This window comes from Streptomyces sp. NPDC091281 (assembly GCF_044757425.1).
GTDB lineage: Bacteria > Actinomycetota > Actinomycetes > Streptomycetales > Streptomycetaceae > Streptomyces.
In genome coordinates this window covers 67,296-84,261 of record NZ_JBIVUY010000008.1, presented here as the reverse complement: position 1 = coordinate 84,261, position 16,966 = coordinate 67,296, and the positions used below count along the sequence as shown (strand labels likewise).

Here is a 16,966-nt window from a genome sequence, read left to right as displayed (position 1 = left end):
TTTCGGCGGAAGTATGTGTCGTGTTCGCCGACAGGGGAGCGGGGGAGGTGGGGGACATGGCGGTGCGGGGTGGGGGAAACCGGGAGGTCCAGGCAAGTTCGTGGAGAGCGCGGCCCGTTGGGGCTGTGCGACGGCAACCAGGAGATTCTCATGGCGAGTTACGGCGGCCACTCGACCGCGTCCACCGGTTCCCGCACCAACGGGCTGGCGATCGCGAGTCTCTGCTGCGGCATCATCGGCCTGTTCCTGCTGAACATCGTGCTCGGGCCGCTGGCCATCGTCTTCGGTGTCGTCGCCCGCCGTCAGGCCGGGGTGAAGTCCGGGGCCGGGATGGCCAAGGCGGGCATCGTCCTCGGCGTCGTCGACGTCGTGCTGTGGGTGCTGCTGATGGTCATCGCCGCCAGCAACGGCGGGTTCAGCTGGTACGTGGGCGGTTGATGAGCGCGCCGGTGGCGGAACGGGCCTCGTGCGGTGGGTGGTTCAGCACCCACCGCACTGCCATGTCCGGGGACGGGACCGTGGCCGTGGCCGGGTCCGTCAGTGGAACTGGCCCGGCTGGTAGTCGCCCGCCGGGGTCCGGAGGATGACGTTCATGCGGTTGTACGCGTTGATCAGGGCGATCATGCCGATCAGTGCGGCGAGTTGGTCCTCGTCGTAGTGCTTGGCCGCGTCCGCCCACACCTCGTCGGGGACGCCGCCCGCCGCGTCGGCGATCCGGGTGCCCTCCTCGGTCAGGGCGAGGGCCGCGCGCTCGGCGTCGGTGAAGACCTTCGCCTCCCGCCACACCGCGACCAGGTGCAGACGCTGGGCCGTCTCGCCCGCATGCGCCGCGTCCTTGGTGTGCATGTCGGTGCAGAAGCCGCAGCCGTTGATCTGGCTGGCGCGGATCTTCACCAGCTCCTGGGTCGCGGCGGGGAGCGTGGACTCCGCGATCTCCCGGCCCGCCCCGTTGAACTGCTTCACGAGCTTGCCGGCGAGCGCGTTGCCGAAGAGGTTCAGTCGGGCTTCCATCGTGGGTTCCTCCGTCAGTGGTCTGGCAGTGGTCTGGCAGTGGTCTGGCAGTGGCCGGCCGGTGGTCCGGCAGCGGTCTGTCAGGCGTTGGTTCTTGCCTGTCGCGTGCCGAAGCGGTGCGACACCTTCCTGACGGGGCAGCCCGGTGGGATGTGACATGAGGAGGGGGGAGGGGGGTGTGGTCTGCGTCACGCCATCGGTCAGGGTGGTGGCTCAGTGCAGTGCGTCCACCGCGTACAGGCCTCCCAGCGCCGTCGCCAGGCCGCCCAGCAGCAGGCGCAGTGCCTTCTCCGGGACCCGGGGCTGGAGGCGGGCGCCCAGGTAGCCGCCGATGAGGCCGCCGACTCCGCAGGCCAGGCCGAGGGGCCAGACCGGCGCGATGTCCTCCGCGCCGGTGAGGGAGAGCAGGGAGAACACGGCGGCGCCCACCACCGACGTCGCGAACGTCGACGCCAGCGCGGCCGGGGCCACCTGCGCCACCGGCATCCCGCGGCCGACCAGGATCGGGCCCAGCAGGGAGCCGCCCCCGATGCCGTAGACCCCGCCGATCGCGCCGACCGTGAGGGCGAGGACCGTCAGGGTGCGGGGGGAGGGCGGACCCGCGGGGCGGTCGGGGGTGAGTGGGCGCTGGTCCCCTCGCCCCGTGGTACGTACGCGCCGGGCCCGCCGCCCTGGACCTTGCCCTCGCCCTCCGCCGACCGGGTGCAGCGTCCGCGCGACGAGCCACGCGCCCAGCGGCAGCAGCAGCCCCGCCACCAGTACCCGGAAGACCGCCGGGCCGGGGACCGCGAAGACCCGTACGACCGCGCCGACGACGACACCGGGCAGGGTGCCCGCCACCAGACGGCGGGTCAGAGGGCTGTTCAGGATGCCGTCGCGGCCGTAGCGGAGGAGGGCGCCGGGGCCCGCCACCACGTTGAAGAGCAGGTTCGTGGGGGTGACCGCGGGGCTCGGGACGGCGAACACGCTCAGCTGGACCGGGAGCAGGAACACCGCGCCCGAGACGCCCACCGGGGCCGTCACCAGGGCCATCAGCAGACCGGCGGCGAGTCCGTACACCTCCGGCGGAAGCGCGGCGAACGGCAGCACCTCGGCGGCGGACCCGAACGGCGCAGCGGCTCGCAGGACGTCCGTCACGACGTCCCGTCCCCGGAGCGGACTTCCCCGTCTCCGGAGCCGAGTTCCCCGTCTCCGGAACGGAGTTGCTTGTCTCCGGACCGCAACTCCTCCCGGTACGCGTACGACAGGCCCGTCGCGCGGGTGAACCAGTCCGTCAGGACGGCGATCTCCTCGGGGGAGTACGTCGCGAAGAGGGCCGTCAGGCGGGCGTAGTACGGCTCGTACACGGCGTACACGCGCGCCACCGCCTCCGGTACGGCCGCCACGCGCACCCGGCGGCGGTCGCGCGGGTCGGGGCGGCGGGTGACGTAACCGGCGCGTTCGAGGCGGTTGAGGATGCCGGTCACCGCGCCCGTCGTGACGTGCACGCGCGCGGCCAGGTCGCCCGCGGTGAGGAGGTTCTCGCCCGCCTGGACGACGTAGCCGAAGCAGGTCAGGTCGGTGACGTTCAGGCCGAGGCGCTGCGCCGTCTCCTGCTGGCCTACCAGGTGGGACGCGATGAGGTCGTCCATCGCCGCCAGGGCCTGCGCGGGCGTGGCGGCGGGACGGGAGGGCTCGGCGGCGGTCATCGCGGGGTGCTGCTCCCTGGTGGTCGGCGAGGGGTGGTCCGGCGTGGCGCGGGGTGCGGGGCGGCGGTGGTGCTCTTTGTGCTGGGTCCTTGTTATCTGCTTTCTGTTTGTCTTACCTTGTAAGAGGTTCAGGAAATTAACTTCTTAGATCGTGAGGTTTCCGTGTCGCTGTACGACGAAGGGCATACGGTCGCCGGCTGGACAGGCGTCGCCGTCGTGACCGTCGGGGGCTCGGTCGCGGGCGTCGGCGTCTGCGCCGGGAGCGGCGCGCTCGTGTGGGTCGGGCTCGCCGTGGTGGGGCTCGCCGCGCTGATCACCTGGGCGCTGCACCTCACCGGATGGGGCAAGCCGCCCGGGGTCCGGCCGCGCGCGGAGTGGGGGATGGGGGTGCGCGATCCGCACGCGCGGGGCGGGCACCCCGGCTGCCTGGGGTGCCGGATGGCCGGACGCGGGCGGGAGGCGGAGCGGCAGCGGGCGCGGGCGCGGGTGCCGGTCCTCGGGGAGGCCGATGACGTGCTCGCGGCCGGAACCGGAACCGTGGCCGGGGTCGGCGCGCGGGGCGTTGTCAGTGGTGGGGGATAGCGTGGCCGGTGATGGGACGGGCGTGGAGGTGTGCGGGGCTGCGGTGGTCGGCGCGGGGCCCCGAGCTGGCGTGGGACGGCGGGCCGCGTAGCGCGTTGACCTGGGGGAAAAGGGTGGCCTTCGGGGTCGCGGACGGGGGTGGGCGGCGGTGTGTGGGGGCGCGCGGGCATCCGTGTCCGGTGCGGGCCGCCTTGTCGGCGCGCACCGCGGGCGCCCGCTGCGAGGAGTGCGGGCGGCTGGACCGGGCGCACTCCGTCGCCGCGGACGGCATCGCCGACGATCCGCGGCCCTACCGGGTGTACCTCGCCTGGTTCGGGCCGGGCCTCGTCAAGGTCGGGATCACCGGCGTCGGGCGGGGGCCGGACCGGCTGCTGGAGCAGGGCGCCGTCTCCTTCAGCTGGCTCGGGACCGGCCCGCTGATGGCCGCCCGGCGCACCGAGGAGCTGCTCCGCGCCGCCCTGCGCGTCCCGGACCGGATTCCGTACGGCGTGAAGCGCGCCGTCCGCGCCGGGCTGCCGCCGGGGGAGGCGGAACGGGCCGCCGAGATCAGGGAGTTGCACGCGCGGGCCGTACGGCTCGACGGCTGGCCGGAGACGCTCGCGCGCGAACCGTTCCGCCCCGTCGACCACCTGGACGCCTTCGGGCTCGTTGGGACGCCCGCCGCCGTCGCGGAGGTGACCGAGCTGGTCCCCGGCGGGCGGGTCGGCGGTGACCTCGTCGCGGCGGCCGGACCCGACCTGCACCTGTCCACCGCGCGCGGGGTCGTCGTCCTCGACACCCGGCTGCTGCGGGGGTGGGAACTGGTCCCCGCGAGAGCGGAGGGCGCGGCGGGCGCGCAGGATGGGGCGGGTCCTGCGGGAGGCGATGGTGCGCCCCCGGACGTCACCCTGCCCGAAGTCACCCTGCCCGTACGGGACCTGACCAAGGCGGCGGCCCCGCTCCAGGACGAGTTGTTCTGAGCCTGAGAGGGGCCCGAGCGGAAGAGGGAGAGCGGACCGACCCGTACCGCGGACCCCGTACCCCAGCCCCGGGGATGTTTCTCAGGAGAATCACAGACGGGCGAAAGAGTGCTCTCAGAGGCCCTCGTCAGGGTGGCCCGCATGACCACGACCTCGCCCCAGGGGCGCACCGCACTGCTGAGGCCGGACGGGAGCCCCGTCCGCGTCCTGGTGGTGGACGACGAGACGTCGATCACCGAACTCCTGTCGATGGCCCTCCGGTACGAGGGGTGGCAGATCCGCAGCGCGGGCGACGGCACGGGCGCCGTGCGGACCGCGCGCGACTTCCGGCCCGACGCCGTCGTGCTCGACATGATGCTGCCCGACATGGACGGCCTCGCCGTCCTCGGTCGCCTGCGCCGCGAACTGCCGGACGTGCCCGTGCTGTTCCTGACCGCCAAGGACGCCGTCGAGGACCGCATCGCGGGGCTCACCGCCGGGGGCGACGACTACGTCACCAAGCCGTTCTCCCTGGAGGAGGTCGTGGCCCGGCTGCGCGGGCTCATCCGGCGCGCGGGCGCCGCCGACCACCGTTCGGACTCGGTGCTCGTCGTCGGCGACCTCACCCTCGACGAGGACAGCCACGAGGTGGCGCGGGCCGGACACGACATCCACCTCACCGCCACCGAGTTCGAACTGCTCCGCTTCCTGATGCGCAACCCGCGCCGGGTGCTGAGCAAGGCGCAGATCCTCGACCGCGTGTGGTCCTACGACTTCGGCGGCCAGGCCAACGTGGTCGAGCTGTACATCTCCTACCTCCGCCGCAAGATCGACGCCGGGCGGGAGCCGATGATCCACACCCGGCGCGGCGCCGGGTACCTGATCAAGCCCGCCGCCGTCGCGTGAGCGGGTGGCGGCGGCCGCGCACGCTGCGTACCCGGCTGATCGTCGCCTCCGTGGCGCTGATCGCGGTGGTCTGCACAGTCATCGGCACCGTGACCACCCTCGCGCTCCGCTCCCACCTCTACGAGCAACTCGACGACTCGCTGCGGGAGGCCGCCGCCCGCGTCTCCGGCGGCCCCGCCCCGACCGACCCCCTCCACGAAGGCGCCGGCGACAGCAACGGCGACGGCGACGCACACAAGTCCGACGGCAGCGACGGCAACGGCAACGGCAACAGCAACGGCAACGACGACCTCGCCCTCTTCGTCACCCGCGGCCCCCAGCCCAACGGCACCCTCGCCGCCCGCGTCGAGACCGGCCTGATCACCGAGGCCCGGGTGGGCGCCGAGTCCGCCGACGACACCGGCGTCACCGGCATGACCGCCGAGACCCTCACCGCCGCCCAGCTCACCGCGCTCGGCGAGGTCGCCCGCGACGGCGCGGACCACACCGTCACCCTGCCGGGCCTCGGCGACTACCGGGTCCGCTACGCCGAGGGCGACAAGGGCGCGTACTACGTCGGCATACCGACCGTCGACGCCGACACCACCGTCACCACCCTCGTCCTCGTCGAGGTCAGCGTCACCGCCGCGGGTCTGCTCGCCGCCGGGATCGCGGGCTGGGTCCTGGTCAGTGTCGCCACCCGGCCGCTGCGCAAGGTCGCCGCCACCGCCACCCGCGTCGCCGAACTCCCCCTGCACAGCGGCGAGGTCAACCTCAGCGAACGCGTCCCCGAGGCCGAGACCGACCCGCACACCGAGGTCGGCCGGGTCGGCGCCGCCCTCAACCGGATGCTGGACCACGTGCACGGCGCGCTGCACGCCCGCCAGGAGAGCGAGACCCGGGTCCGGCAGTTCGTCGCCGACGCCAGCCACGAGCTGCGCACCCCGCTCGCCTCCATCCGCGGCTACGCCGAGCTGACCCGCCGCGGCCGGGAACGCGTCGGCCCCGACACCCGGCACGCCCTCGGCCGGATCGAGTCCGAGGCCGGCCGGATGACCCTCCTCGTCGAGGACCTGCTGCTGCTCGCCCGGCTCGACGCGGGCCGCCCGCTCCGCTTCGGGCCCGCCGACGTGGTCCCCCTGGTCGTCGACACCGTGAGCGACGCCCGCGCCGCCGGACCCGACCACGTGTGGCGGCTGAGCCTGCCCGACGACGGCGTCCCCGTCGCCGTGTCGGCCGACCCGGAACGGCTGCACCAGGTCCTCGTCAACCTGCTCGCCAACGCGCGCACCCACACCCCGCCCGGTACGACCGTCACGGCGCGGGTGGAGCGGCGCGGGCCGTGGGTGTGCGTGGACGTCCACGACGACGGGCCGGGCATCCCGCCCGAGCTGCTGCCGCATGTCTTCGAGCGGTTCGCCCGCGGCGACTCCGCGCGCACCCGGGTCAGCGGGTCGACCGGTTCGACCGGGCTCGGACTGGCCATCGTGCGGGCCGTGGCGACCGCGCACGGCGGCGAGGTGACCGTGGACAGCCGACCGGGGCGGACGGTGTTCACCGTGCACCTCCCGGCCGCGCCCGCTCCGGAGTCCCCGGCCGGCCCGGCCTCTCCGCCCGCCGCGACCTCCCCGACCGCCCCGGCCTCCCCGTTCCTGGCGTCCGGGGCCGACCCCGGGGAAACCTCCCGGCAACAGCACCCACAGCCGCACCACAGCGCCACCACACGGGTGCGACAGGGCGTCTGAGCAGAGTCGTCGGTATGCGAACCGACCCTCTCCCCACGCTGCGGAACGGCCCCTCGCCCGGCACGCTCCCCGTCCGGGACCACCTCCCCGTGACCGCCCGCCCCACTCCTGCCCCAGGCACTCCGGCCCCCGGCACCCCGGCCCCCGGCCACCCGACCGCCCCCGGGCACGTGCCGCTCGCCGCGCCCGCCCCGGCCGTCTCCGCCGTCGCGGCCGATCCGGTCGCCCCGGTCGCCGCCGAGCCCCCCGTCCTGGACGTCGTCATCCCCGTCTACAACGAGGAGAAGGACCTCCAGCCCTGTGTCGGGCGGCTCCACGCCCACCTGGTGCGGACGTTCCCGTATCCGTTCCGCATCACGATCGCCGACAACGCGTCCACGGACAGCACCCCCGAGGCGGCCCGGCTGCTGGCGGCCCGCGTCCCGCAGGTGCGGTCCGTCCGGCTGGAGGAGAAGGGCCGCGGGCGGGCGCTGCGGACGGTCTGGTCCGCGTCGGACGCGCCGGTCCTCGCCTATATGGACGTGGACCTGTCCACCGATCTCAACGCTCTGCTGCCGCTGGTGGCGCCGCTGATCTCCGGCCACTCCGACCTCGCGATCGGCACCCGCCTGGTGCGGGGCGCGCGCGTGGTGCGCGGGCCCAAGCGGGAGTTCGTGTCCCGCGCGTACAACTTGATCCTGCGCGGCTCGCTCCGGGCCCGCTTCTCCGACGCCCAGTGCGGCTTCAAGGCGATCCGCCGGGACGTGGCCCGCCCGCTGCTGCCGCTGGTGGAGGACTCGGGCTGGTTCTTCGACACTGAGATGCTGGTACTCGCCGAACGAGCCGGACTCCGTATCCACGAGGTGCCGGTCGACTGGGTCGACGACCCGGACTCCACGGTCCGGATCGTGCGGACGGCGACCGACGATCTGAGGGGGGTATGGCGCGTGGGCCGCGCGCTGGCCACCGGTTCGCTGCCCCTGGACCGGCTGGCCAGGCCGTTCGGCGACGACCCCCGCGACCGCGAGATCATGGACGTACCCAAGGGACTCGCCCGTCAGCTGGTCGGCTTCTGCGTCGTCGGAGGCCTGTCCACGCTGTTCTACCTGCTGCTCTACAGCGGCTTCCGGCACGTCACGGGCGCGCAGACCGCCAACGCGGCCGCGCTGCTCGTCTCGGCGCTCGCCAACACCGCCGCCAACCGGAGGCTCACCTTCGGGGTGCGCGGCCGGGGCGGGGCGGTCCGGCACCAGGCGCAGGGACTGGTCGTCTTCGGCATCGGGCTCGCGCTGACCAGCGGCTCGCTGCTCGCGCTGGACGCGGCGACCACCCGCCCGGCGCGCGCCACCGAGCTGGCCGTGCTGGTCGCCGCCAACCTCGCCGCGACCGTGCTGCGCTTCCTGCTGTTCCGGGTGTGGGTCTTCCCCGACCGGCGGCGCCCGGACCGCGCGGGACCGCCGGAACAGCCCCTGCGCCGGGCCGGTCAGGACGACATCCGGTGAGCGCCCGCCCCGACGCGACGTCCCCCACGGCGTCGCGCCCGTCGCCGTACCCGCACACCGGGCCCGCCGACGCGGCCGACGCCGCCCGCGCCCCCCTCCCGCCCTCCACCGGCCGCCGCTCCCGCGCGCGCCGGCTCCTCCGCGGCCGCCCAGAGGACCCCCGCTGGGCCCGCCCCGCGTTCCTCGGGCTGCTCGCCGCCACGCTCGCGCTGTACGTCTGGAACCTGAGCGCCTCCGGCTACGCGAACTCCTTCTACTCCGCCGCCGTGCAGGCGGGCAGCCAGAGCTGGAAGGCGTTCTTCTTCGGCTCACTGGACGCGGGCAACGCGATCACCGTCGACAAGCCCCCGGCCGCACTGTGGCCGATGGCGCTGTCGGTGCGGGTGTTCGGGCTGAGCAGCTGGGCGATCCTGCTGCCCGAGGTCCTGATGGGCGTCGGCACGGTCGCCGTGGTGTACGCGGCGGTCCGCCGCCGGACCGGCCCGGTGCCCGCCCTGCTCGCGGGCGCGGTGACGGCGCTGACCCCGGTGGCCGCGCTGATGTTCCGCTTCAACAACCCGGACGCGCTGCTCACCCTGCTGATGACGGTGGCGTGCTACCTCGTGGCCCGCGCCCTGGAGGACGGCCGCACCCGCTGGCTGCTCTGGGCGGGCGCGGCGATCGGCCTCGCCTTCCTGACCAAGACCCTCCAGGCCTTCCTGATCCTGCCGCCGCTGGCCCTCGTGTACGCGGTGTGCGCGCCGGTGCCGCTGCGCAGGCGGCTCACCCAACTCGCCCTCGCCACCGGCACATTGATCGTCTCCGGCGGCTGGTGGCCGGCGGCCGTCGAGCTGTGGCCCGCGGACTCCCGCCCGTACATCGGCGGCTCGCAGAACAACTCCTTCCTGGAGCTGACCTTCGGCTACAACGGGCTCGGCCGCCTCAACGGCGAGGAGACCGGCAGCGTCGGCGGCGGTGGAGGCGGCGGGTACGGCTTCGGCGGGGGCGGCGCGGGCGGCGGCGGGCGCTGGGGCGAGACCGGCTGGTCGCGGATGTTCGGCGACGCGGTGGGCGCCCAGGTGTCGTGGCTGCTGCCCGCCGCGCTGGTCCTGCTGGTCGCCGGGCTCCTGGCCACCCGCCGCGGCGGCCTCCGGGCGCGCCGGGGAGGGAACCCGGCGGTGACCCCCCGTCCGGTCCCGGCCGCCCCCGCGCCTCCCGGCGGGCTCGCGGCCACCCGTGGCACGCTCCTCGTCTGGGGCGGCGCGCTGCTGATCACGGTGGTGGTGTTCAGCTACATGGCGGGCATCTTCCACGAGTACTACACGGTGGCCCTCGCGCCGTACATCGCCGTGGTCGTCGGCGTCGGCGCCGGGACGCTGTGGGAGCGGCGGACCGCGACGTGGGCGTCCCTCGCCCTGGCCACCGCCGCCGTGGCGGCCGCGGTCTGGGGGTACGTCCTGCTGACCCGCGCCCCCGACCATCTGCCCTGGCTGCGCTGGCTCGTACTGACCGGCGGCCTGGCCGGGGCGCTCGGCCTGGTCTTCGCGGGGCGGCTGCCGGGGCGGCTCGCGCTCGGCTCGGCCGCGGTGGCGGTCCTCGCGGGGCTGGCCGGACCGACGGCGTACACCCTGAGCACGGTGGACTCCGCCCACACGGGCTCGATCCCGACGGCCGGACCGGCGGCCGCGTCCCAGCGGGGCGGCGGTGGCCGGGGCGGTCCGGGCGGCGGCTTCCCCGGCGGCGGGCCGGGCGGCGGCCAGGCACCCCAGGCGCCCCCCGGCCAGAACCTCCCGGCACCGGGAACGGCCCCCGGCGGCACGGCTCCCGGCGGTACGGCTCCCGGCGGTACGGCGCCCGGCAACGGTGAGACCGGTGCGCGGGGCGGCGGCGGGGGCGGCATGGGCGGCCTCATCGACGGCGTCGCGGTGTCGTCGGAGGCCCGCGCGCTCCTGAAGGAGGACGCCGACCGGTACACGTGGGCCGCCGCGGCGATCGGCTCCCAGAACGCGGCGAGCTACCAACTCTCCAGCGGCGAACCGGTGATGGCCATCGGCGGCTTCAACGGCACCGACCCGTCGCCCACGTTGGCGCAGTTCCAGCAGTACGTCGCCGAGGGCCGCGTCCACTACTTCCTGGCCGAGGGCGACGACGGCCGCGGCGGCCGGGGCGGCGACGACACCACGAGCACGTCCGCCCGGATCACCGCCTGGGTCGAGGCGACGTACACGAAGGTCACGGTCGGTTCGGCCACCTTCTACGACCTCACCCAGAAGGCGAGCGACTGACCGGACCGGCCCCCGCCCAAAAATAGCCGTACACCGTATAGGAGTCCCTATACGGTGTACGGCATGACCGCCGCCGACGACTCCCGGTCCACCACCCCCGCCACCTCCGCGACTCCCGCCGCTCCCGTCACTCCCGCCGCTCCCGTCACTCCTGTCTCTGCCGTCGATGCCGCGACCGCCACCCCGGCCCCCGGCGACGGGCCGACGCCGCAAGGCCATCCGCGCCGCTGGCTGATCCTTGGGGTGATCTGTCTGGCGCAGCTCACGGTGCTGCTCGACAACACCGTGCTGAACGTCGCGATCCCGTCCCTCACCCGCGAGATGGCCGCGGGGACCTCCGACATCCAGTGGATGATCAACGCGTACGCGCTGGTCCAGTCCGGTCTGCTGCTGACGGCGGGCGCCGCCGCCGACCGCTACGGCCGCAAGAGGATGCTGCTGACGGGCCTGGCCCTGTTCGGCGTCGGTTCGCTGGCCGCCGGACTCGCCGACGGGAGCGGCCAGTTGATCGCCGCGCGGGCCGGGATGGGCGTCGGCGGGGCGCTGTTGCTGACCACCACGCTCGCGGTGGCGATGCAGATCTTCACCGTCGAGCAGCAGCCGCGGGCGATCGGCGTCTGGGCGGCGGTGAACTCGCTCGGCTTCGCCACCGGGCCGCTGGTCGGCGGCTTCCTCCTCGACCACTTCTGGTGGGGCGCGATCTTCCTGGTCAACCTGCCGGTGGTCGCGCTGGCCCTGGTCGCCGTGGCGCTCCTGGTCCCCGAGTCGAAGGCGACGCCCTCCCGCCCCGCCACCACCCCCCTCTCCTCCGGCACCCCCGCCACTCCCGGCGCCCCTGCCACCCCCGGTTCCCCGCCCCCGCCGGACCGCCCCGACCTGCTCGGCGCGCTGCTCTCCACCGTCGGCATGGGCGCCCTCGTCCTGGCGATCATCTCCGGCCCCGAGCACGGCTGGACCTCGCCCCGCGTGCTGCTCGGCGCGTCGCTCGCGCTGGTCGTCCTCGCCCTGTTCGGCGTCTGGGAGACCCGCGTCCCGTACCCCATGCTCGACCTCCACTTCTTCCGCGACCGCCGGTTCACGGGCGCGGTGGCCGGGGCGGTGCTGGTCACGTTCGGGATGGGCGGCGCGCTGTTCCTGCTCACCCAGCACCTCCAGTTCGTCCTGGGCTACGGGCCGTTGGAGGCGGGCGCGCGGATCGCGCCGCTGGCGCTGACCGTCGTCGTCCTCAACTTCTCCGGTCTGTCGGCCCGGTTGATCGCCGGGCTCGGTGCCCCGCGGGCGATCCTGCTGGGGATGACGACGATGGCGGCGGGCCTGGTGTCGATCGCCACCACCGCCTCCGGCGGCTACCCGGGCACGCTGGCGGGCCTGTTGCTGATCGGCGCGGGCACGGCGGTGGCCAGTCCGGCGATGGCGCACACCATCATGAGCGCGATCCCGCCCGTGAAGGCCGGGGTGGGCGCGGGCATCAACGGCACGCTGGCCGAGTTCGGTTCGGGCCTCGGCGTGGCAGTGCTCGGGGCGGTGCTGACCGCGCGGTTCGCCGCCGACTCCCTGCCCGCGGAGCTGGCGGCGGCGGACACGGCGGCCGAACGGGACCGGGTGATCGACGCGTTCTCCGCCGGGCTGGAGACGAGCCAACTCGTCGGCGCGACGGCCGTCCTCCTCGGCGGAGCTGTCGCGTCGACCCTCCTTCGCCGCGCCGCACGCACGACCTGAGACGGGCCCGCGCGGACAGGGCGGGGCCGACGGCCCGGACCCGGCCCGTCCGCTTGTGCGGGAGCGCCCGGCCCGCCCCGTGTGCCGAAGCGCCCAGCCCGGCCCGGACCGGGCGCCCAAGCGCCCGCGGTCGTGGTCGCCGTCAGCCGTACCGCTCGACGAGTGCCCTGCCGATCGCGGCCAGGTGGTCGCGGACGCCCGGTGGGCCGGTCACCTCCAGCCAGTCGACCAGTCCGGAGAGTTCACCGGCGAGCATCTGCTCGCTGTGGCCGCGGATCACGATCTCTACGCGGCCATCGGCCGTGGAGCCTCCCACGTCGAGCCGGTCGCCGAGCGCCATCCGGAGGACGCCGATGCCCCGGGGTGTGCAGACCGCGCGGATCTCCAGGGGCGTGCGTCTGCGGTCGACCTCGTCGGCGATCTCGGACCAGCTGCGGGCCAGGTCGAAGTCGTCGGGCCGGTGCACGGGGTCGTCGGTCGGGTCGGCGGACGACACGCGGTCGATCCGGAAGGTCCGCCGACCGGTCCCGGTGTCGGCGACGAGGTACCACACCGGACCCTTGGCGACGACGCCCAGCGGGTGGACGGTTCTCAGGGTGTCGGCACCCTTGCCGTCGACATAGCCGAGCCGCACCTGGACGCTCCGGATCACCGCGTCCTGGAGTGCGTCGAGGAAGGGGGGCGGCCGGTCCTCGACCCGGCTCACCCCCCATCGGTGCGGGTCCACGTGCAGCGACGCCGCCGCCGCCTCGGCCTGCTCCCGGAAGGGCTCCGGCAGGGCGTGGACGAGCTTGCGCAGGGCCGCTCTCACGGCCGGCGTCGCGGCCGAGGCCGGGCCGACGGCGACGAACAGGGCGCGGGCCTCCCGGGCGGTCAGCCCGGACAGGTCGGTACGGGCGCCGCCCACGAGCCGCCAGCCGCCGCCCCGGCCCTGCACGGAGTACACGGGGACCCCGGCCATGACGAGGGCGTCGAGGTCGCGGCGGGCGGTGCGTTCGGAGATCTCCAGCTCTCGGGAGACCTCCGCCGCGGTCACCTGCTCGCGCCGTTGCAGCATCAGGAGAATGGCCACCAGCCGGTCGGTTCGCACGTCGACAAAGCTTCCACACAAACCGGTCATGGGGTGACCGGTTTCGGTCGGCAGGATGGCGCCCTGACCTCATCGAGGAGGTCTGTTGCCGTCAACGAACGCCCAGCGAGGACACGCACATGGTCGATGCAGTCGATTTTCCCGAGCCCACCCGCATCCCGGTCAACGGTGTGGAACTTGAAGTCTTCGAAGCGGGCCGGGAGAACGCGGGACATCCCGTCGTGCTCTGCCACGGCTGGCCGGAGCACGCCGCCTCCTGGCGCCACCAGATGCCCGCCCTCGCCGCGGCCGGCTACCACGTCATCGCACCGAACCAGCGGGGCTACGGCAACTCCTCCCGCCCGGCCGAGGTGACGGACTACGACATCGCGCACCTGTCGGGTGACCTCGTCGCCCTCCTCGACCACTTCGGGTACGAGGACGCCGTCTTCGTCGGCCACGACTGGGGCGCGTTCGTCGTCTGGGGACTGACCCTGTTGCATCCGGACCGGGTGAGCAAGGTGATCAACCTGAGCCTGCCCTACCAGGAACGCGGGGAGAAGCCCTGGATCGAGTTCATGGAGGAGGTGTTCGGCGGCGACTTCTACTTCGTCCACTTCAACCGGCAACCCGGTGTCGCGGACGCCGTGTTCGAGGACAACACCCACCGGTTCCTCCGCAACCTGTACCGGAAGAACGAACCCCCCAGGGAGCCGCAGCCGGGCATGGCGCTCATCGATCTCGCCAGGGCCGGGACGCCCCTCGGTGATCCCGTCCTGAGCGACGCCGAACTCGCCGCTCTCGTCTCCGCTTTCGAAGCGTCGGGGTTCACCGCCAGTATCAACTGGTACAGAAACCTCGACCGCAACTGGCACCTGCTGGCCGACGTCGACCCGATCATCAAGCAGCCCACCCTCATGATCTACGGCGACCGCGACATGATCGCGCGGTCCGAGAGGCTGACGGAGTTCGTGCCGAACGCGGACGTGGTCAGCCTGGACTGCGGCCACTGGATCCAGCAGGAGAAGCCGGACGAGACGAACCGGGCCATCCTCACGTGGCTGGACCGGCGGGACGCCGTCTGAGGACCGCCCCGTGGTCCCCCGCGCCCGCCGGGGGGTGCGGAGGACCACGGGACGGCACTTAGCATCTCTGACAGGGGCACCGTCGTGGTGCGGTGCCCGTGATCCGGAGGGTGCGCCATGGTGAGGGCTGCCGCATGGTGAGGGGTGCCGGGCGGACCGCGCGGGGCAGCGTGTGGCTGACCGGGAAGACGCGGCGGAGCCGGGGCGGCGGCGGGCAGCCCTCCGGCCTGGACCGGGAGCGCATCACCGAGGCCACCGTCCGCCTCCTGGACGCCGAGGGCCTGGACGGCTTCTCCATGCGCCGCCTCGCCACGGACCTGAACGTGACGGCCATGTCCCTGTACTGGTACGTCGACACCAAGGACGACCTGCTCGAACTCGCCCTCGACGCGGTCTACGAGGGCCTGGAGCTGCCCGACCTCGACACCGCGGCATCCGGCTCCCCGGACCCGGACGCCGCCCCGGACCCGGACGCCGCCCCGCACCCGGCCGACGCCCCCGACCCGGAGTGGCCCACCCACCTGCGCGCCCTGGCCACCGTCTACCGGGCCCTCCTGGTGCGCCACCCCTGGCTCTCGGCGCTGGCCGGCCGCTACCTCAACATCGGCCCGCACGCCCTGGTCTTCTCCCGTACGGTCCAGCGCGTCGTCCGCCGCACCGGCCTGCCCGAGCACCGCATCTCCAGCGCCATCTCGGCCGTCTTCCAGTTCGTGTACGGCTACGGCACGATCGAGGGCCACTTCTTCGGCCGGGTCGCGGACGCGGGGATGACCCCCGACGAGTACTTCCAGCACTCCCTGGCCACCGCGACCGAGGCGCCGCGCGCCGCCGAGGTGCTGGCGGAGTCCAGGAACCTGATGGCGGCGCGCGGCGGTGACACGGTCGCCGAGATGTTCGACCACGACTTCACGTACGCCCTGGACCTGCTGATCGCGGGCATCGAGGCGATGGTCGAACGAGGCTGAGGCCCCCCGCCCCGACCCCACCCCTACGGGACCGGCCCCCTACGGGTCACGCCGGGGGTGCGAGCCGGGCCGGGAACCCGCCGGTGGCCACCGGGCTCCACCGCTGCGGGGTCACCCGGATGATCGACTTGCCCTGCCGGAGCATCGCGGCCCGGTACTCGTCCCAGTCCGGGTGCTCACCGGCGATGTTCCGGTAGTACTCCACCAGCGCCTCGACGGAGTCCGGGGCGTCGATGACCTCGGCGGTTCCGTCGACCTGCACCCAGGGCCCGTCCCACTCGTCGCTCAGCACGAGCAGGCTGACCCGCTCGTCGCGCTTGGCGTTGCGCGTCTTGGCACGCTCGGGGTAGGTGGAGACGACGATCCGCCCGGAGTCGTCGACCCCGCAGGTCAGCGGCGACCCCTGGGGCCCGCCGTCGGCCCGCCGGGTGAGCAGGATCGCGCGGTGCCGGGGCCGTACGAAGTCCAGCAGCTCGTCGAGCCCGACGGTGGTGTTGGTAGCGATGTTGGGTGCCATGCCCGCCAGCGTAGGCCGCCCCGGCCCGTCCGGCGCCCGAGGACGAGGCCCGCCGCCACGGGCACCCCGCGCGCCCCTACACCGACGGCACCCCGTCCCCCCGTACCGCCTGGATGTCCAGCTCGACCCTCAGCGTCGTGCCGATGGCGGCGATCCCCGCCTGGAGCACCTGGTTGTAGTGCATCGCGAAGTCCTCGCGGCGCAGCTCGGCCGTCGCCCGGAACGCCACCCGCGTCCCGCCCCAGGGATCGTCGCCGCTGCCGAGGAGGGCGAGGTCCAGGTCGACGGGCCGCACGATCCCGCGGAGCGCCAGCTCGCCGTGGACCGTCCACCGGTCGGGCCCCGCCGCCGTGAGCCCGGTCGACCGGTAGGTGATCTCGGGGTGCGCGGCGACGTCGAGGAAGTCCGCCGACCGCAGATGGGCGTCGCGCGCCTCGTTCCCGGTGTCGATCGAGTCGGCCCGGATCACCGCCTCCACCCGCGACCGGCCGACGTCGCCCTCCGCGATGTCGACGGTGGCCGCGAACCCGGTGAACCGTCCCCGCACGCTGGAGATCCCCAGATGCCGGGCGACGGCGCCGACGGTGGAGTGCGCGGGGTCGACGGTCCAGCGGCCGGGCGGCGGCAGCGCGGTGCCGCCCTGCCGGGCGAGGGTCACCGTGCCGACCTCGGCCCGGCCGCTCGCGGTGACGAGGGCGCTCGCGGCGGCGGGCGCGTGGCCCACGGCGGTGACGATCACCGTGTAGGCGCCGGGTGCCAGCGCCGTGCCGTCGTGGACGGCGCCCTCGGGGTCGGCCTCGGCGCGCAGCACCTGCGCGCCCGACGCGTCGGTGAGGGTGACGACCGCGTGGCCGACGGCCCAGCCGTCCCGGGTGCGGATTCTGGCGGTCAGTCCCATGTCCTCGTACGTCCTCGTCTGCGCTGTTCCTGCCACCGGGCCCCGGAGGTCGCCCCCGGGGCCCGGCCCGTCGACTCGCCCCGCACGCGGGGCCGGTGCCGCCCGCCGGAGCGGGCCGC

16 protein-coding genes are annotated in these 16,966 nt (G+C 74.3%); 10 read left to right on the top strand and 6 right to left on the bottom strand.

Annotated features, from left to right (window positions below):
• Positions 1 to 150: 150 nt before the first annotated feature.
• Positions 151 to 438 (top strand): DUF4190 domain-containing protein, encoded by a 288-nt coding sequence (locus ACIQPQ_RS21590; protein ID WP_401306024.1) that lies wholly within the window; start codon positions 151 to 153, stop codon positions 436 to 438.
• 99 nt (positions 439 to 537) lie between these two features.
• On the opposite strand, the gene ACIQPQ_RS21585 is transcribed toward ACIQPQ_RS21590, so the two are convergent.
• From ACIQPQ_RS21585 to ACIQPQ_RS21575, 3 genes are all read right to left on the bottom strand, one after another.
• Positions 538 to 1,011 (bottom strand): carboxymuconolactone decarboxylase family protein, encoded by a 474-nt coding sequence (locus ACIQPQ_RS21585; RefSeq protein ID WP_401306023.1) that lies wholly within the window; start codon positions 1,009 to 1,011, stop codon positions 538 to 540.
• A 213-nt stretch (positions 1,012 to 1,224) separates the two neighbouring features.
• A complete protein-coding gene (locus tag ACIQPQ_RS21580; RefSeq protein WP_401306461.1) occupies positions 1,225 to 2,070 on the bottom strand; it encodes a TSUP family transporter in 846 nt (281 codons plus the stop codon).
• 74 nt (positions 2,071 to 2,144) lie between these two features.
• Positions 2,145 to 2,699, bottom strand: a complete 555-nt coding sequence (locus tag ACIQPQ_RS21575) for a MarR family winged helix-turn-helix transcriptional regulator (protein WP_401306021.1) — start codon at positions 2,697 to 2,699, stop codon at positions 2,145 to 2,147.
• A 162-nt stretch (positions 2,700 to 2,861) separates the two neighbouring features.
• Between ACIQPQ_RS21575 and ACIQPQ_RS21570 the strand changes: the two genes are divergently transcribed.
• From ACIQPQ_RS21570 to ACIQPQ_RS21540, 7 genes are all read left to right on the top strand, one after another.
• Positions 2,862 to 3,281: an HGxxPAAW family protein gene (locus tag ACIQPQ_RS21570; protein WP_401306019.1), complete on the top strand. Its 420-nt coding sequence runs from the start codon at positions 2,862 to 2,864 to the stop codon at positions 3,279 to 3,281.
• Between the two features lie 11 nt (positions 3,282 to 3,292).
• The gene (locus ACIQPQ_RS21565) at positions 3,293 to 4,240 is read left to right on the top strand and encodes a DUF2797 domain-containing protein (protein ID WP_401306017.1); all 948 of its coding nucleotides are present in this window, start codon (positions 3,293 to 3,295) and stop codon (positions 4,238 to 4,240) included.
• A gap of 141 nt (positions 4,241 to 4,381) precedes the next feature.
• Positions 4,382 to 5,125: a response regulator transcription factor gene (locus tag ACIQPQ_RS21560; protein WP_401306015.1), complete on the top strand. Its 744-nt coding sequence runs from the start codon at positions 4,382 to 4,384 to the stop codon at positions 5,123 to 5,125.
• Complete coding sequence (locus ACIQPQ_RS21555; RefSeq protein ID WP_401306014.1) at positions 5,122 to 6,849, top strand: ATP-binding protein; 1,728 nt, start codon at positions 5,122 to 5,124, stop codon at positions 6,847 to 6,849. Before ACIQPQ_RS21560 ends, ACIQPQ_RS21555 begins: the two co-directional genes overlap by 4 nt.
• Positions 6,850 to 6,863: 14 nt before the next feature.
• Positions 6,864 to 8,330 carry a glycosyltransferase gene (locus ACIQPQ_RS21550; RefSeq protein ID WP_401306012.1) on the top strand — a complete coding sequence of 489 codons (1,467 nt, stop codon included), beginning with the start codon at positions 6,864 to 6,866 and terminating at the stop codon, positions 8,328 to 8,330.
• Entirely contained in the window at positions 8,327 to 10,594 is a 2,268-nt protein-coding gene (locus ACIQPQ_RS21545; protein ID WP_401306010.1) for a glycosyltransferase family 39 protein, read from the top strand. The genes ACIQPQ_RS21550 and ACIQPQ_RS21545 overlap by 4 nt, the downstream gene beginning before the upstream one ends.
• A 63-nt stretch (positions 10,595 to 10,657) precedes the next feature.
• Positions 10,658 to 12,313, top strand: coding sequence for an MFS transporter (locus ACIQPQ_RS21540; protein WP_401306008.1), 1,656 nt, complete (start codon positions 10,658 to 10,660; stop codon positions 12,311 to 12,313).
• Positions 12,314 to 12,455: 142 nt separating this feature from the next.
• Here the strand turns inward: ACIQPQ_RS21540 and ACIQPQ_RS21535 are convergent, their stop codons facing one another.
• Positions 12,456 to 13,403: a helix-turn-helix transcriptional regulator gene (locus ACIQPQ_RS21535; RefSeq protein WP_401306007.1), complete on the bottom strand. Its 948-nt coding sequence runs from the start codon at positions 13,401 to 13,403 to the stop codon at positions 12,456 to 12,458.
• Between the two features lie 119 nt (positions 13,404 to 13,522).
• On the opposite strand from ACIQPQ_RS21535, the gene ACIQPQ_RS21530 reads away from it, so the two are divergent.
• Both ACIQPQ_RS21530 and ACIQPQ_RS21525 read left to right on the top strand, forming a co-directional pair.
• A complete protein-coding gene (locus tag ACIQPQ_RS21530; RefSeq protein ID WP_401306005.1) occupies positions 13,523 to 14,467 on the top strand; it encodes an alpha/beta fold hydrolase in 945 nt (314 codons plus the stop codon).
• A 134-nt stretch (positions 14,468 to 14,601) separates the two neighbouring features.
• The gene (locus ACIQPQ_RS21525; RefSeq protein ID WP_401306003.1) at positions 14,602 to 15,432 is read left to right on the top strand and encodes a TetR/AcrR family transcriptional regulator; all 831 of its coding nucleotides are present in this window, start codon (positions 14,602 to 14,604) and stop codon (positions 15,430 to 15,432) included.
• A 46-nt stretch (positions 15,433 to 15,478) separates the two neighbouring features.
• Here ACIQPQ_RS21525 and ACIQPQ_RS21520 read toward each other — a convergent pair whose 3' ends face one another.
• Both ACIQPQ_RS21520 and ACIQPQ_RS21515 read right to left on the bottom strand, forming a co-directional pair.
• Positions 15,479 to 15,949 (bottom strand): PPOX class F420-dependent oxidoreductase, encoded by a 471-nt coding sequence (locus ACIQPQ_RS21520; protein ID WP_401306001.1) that lies wholly within the window; start codon positions 15,947 to 15,949, stop codon positions 15,479 to 15,481.
• 76 nt (positions 15,950 to 16,025) lie between these two features.
• Positions 16,026 to 16,847: a YceI family protein gene (locus ACIQPQ_RS21515; protein ID WP_401305999.1), complete on the bottom strand. Its 822-nt coding sequence runs from the start codon at positions 16,845 to 16,847 to the stop codon at positions 16,026 to 16,028.
• Positions 16,848 to 16,966: the final 119 nt, after the last annotated feature.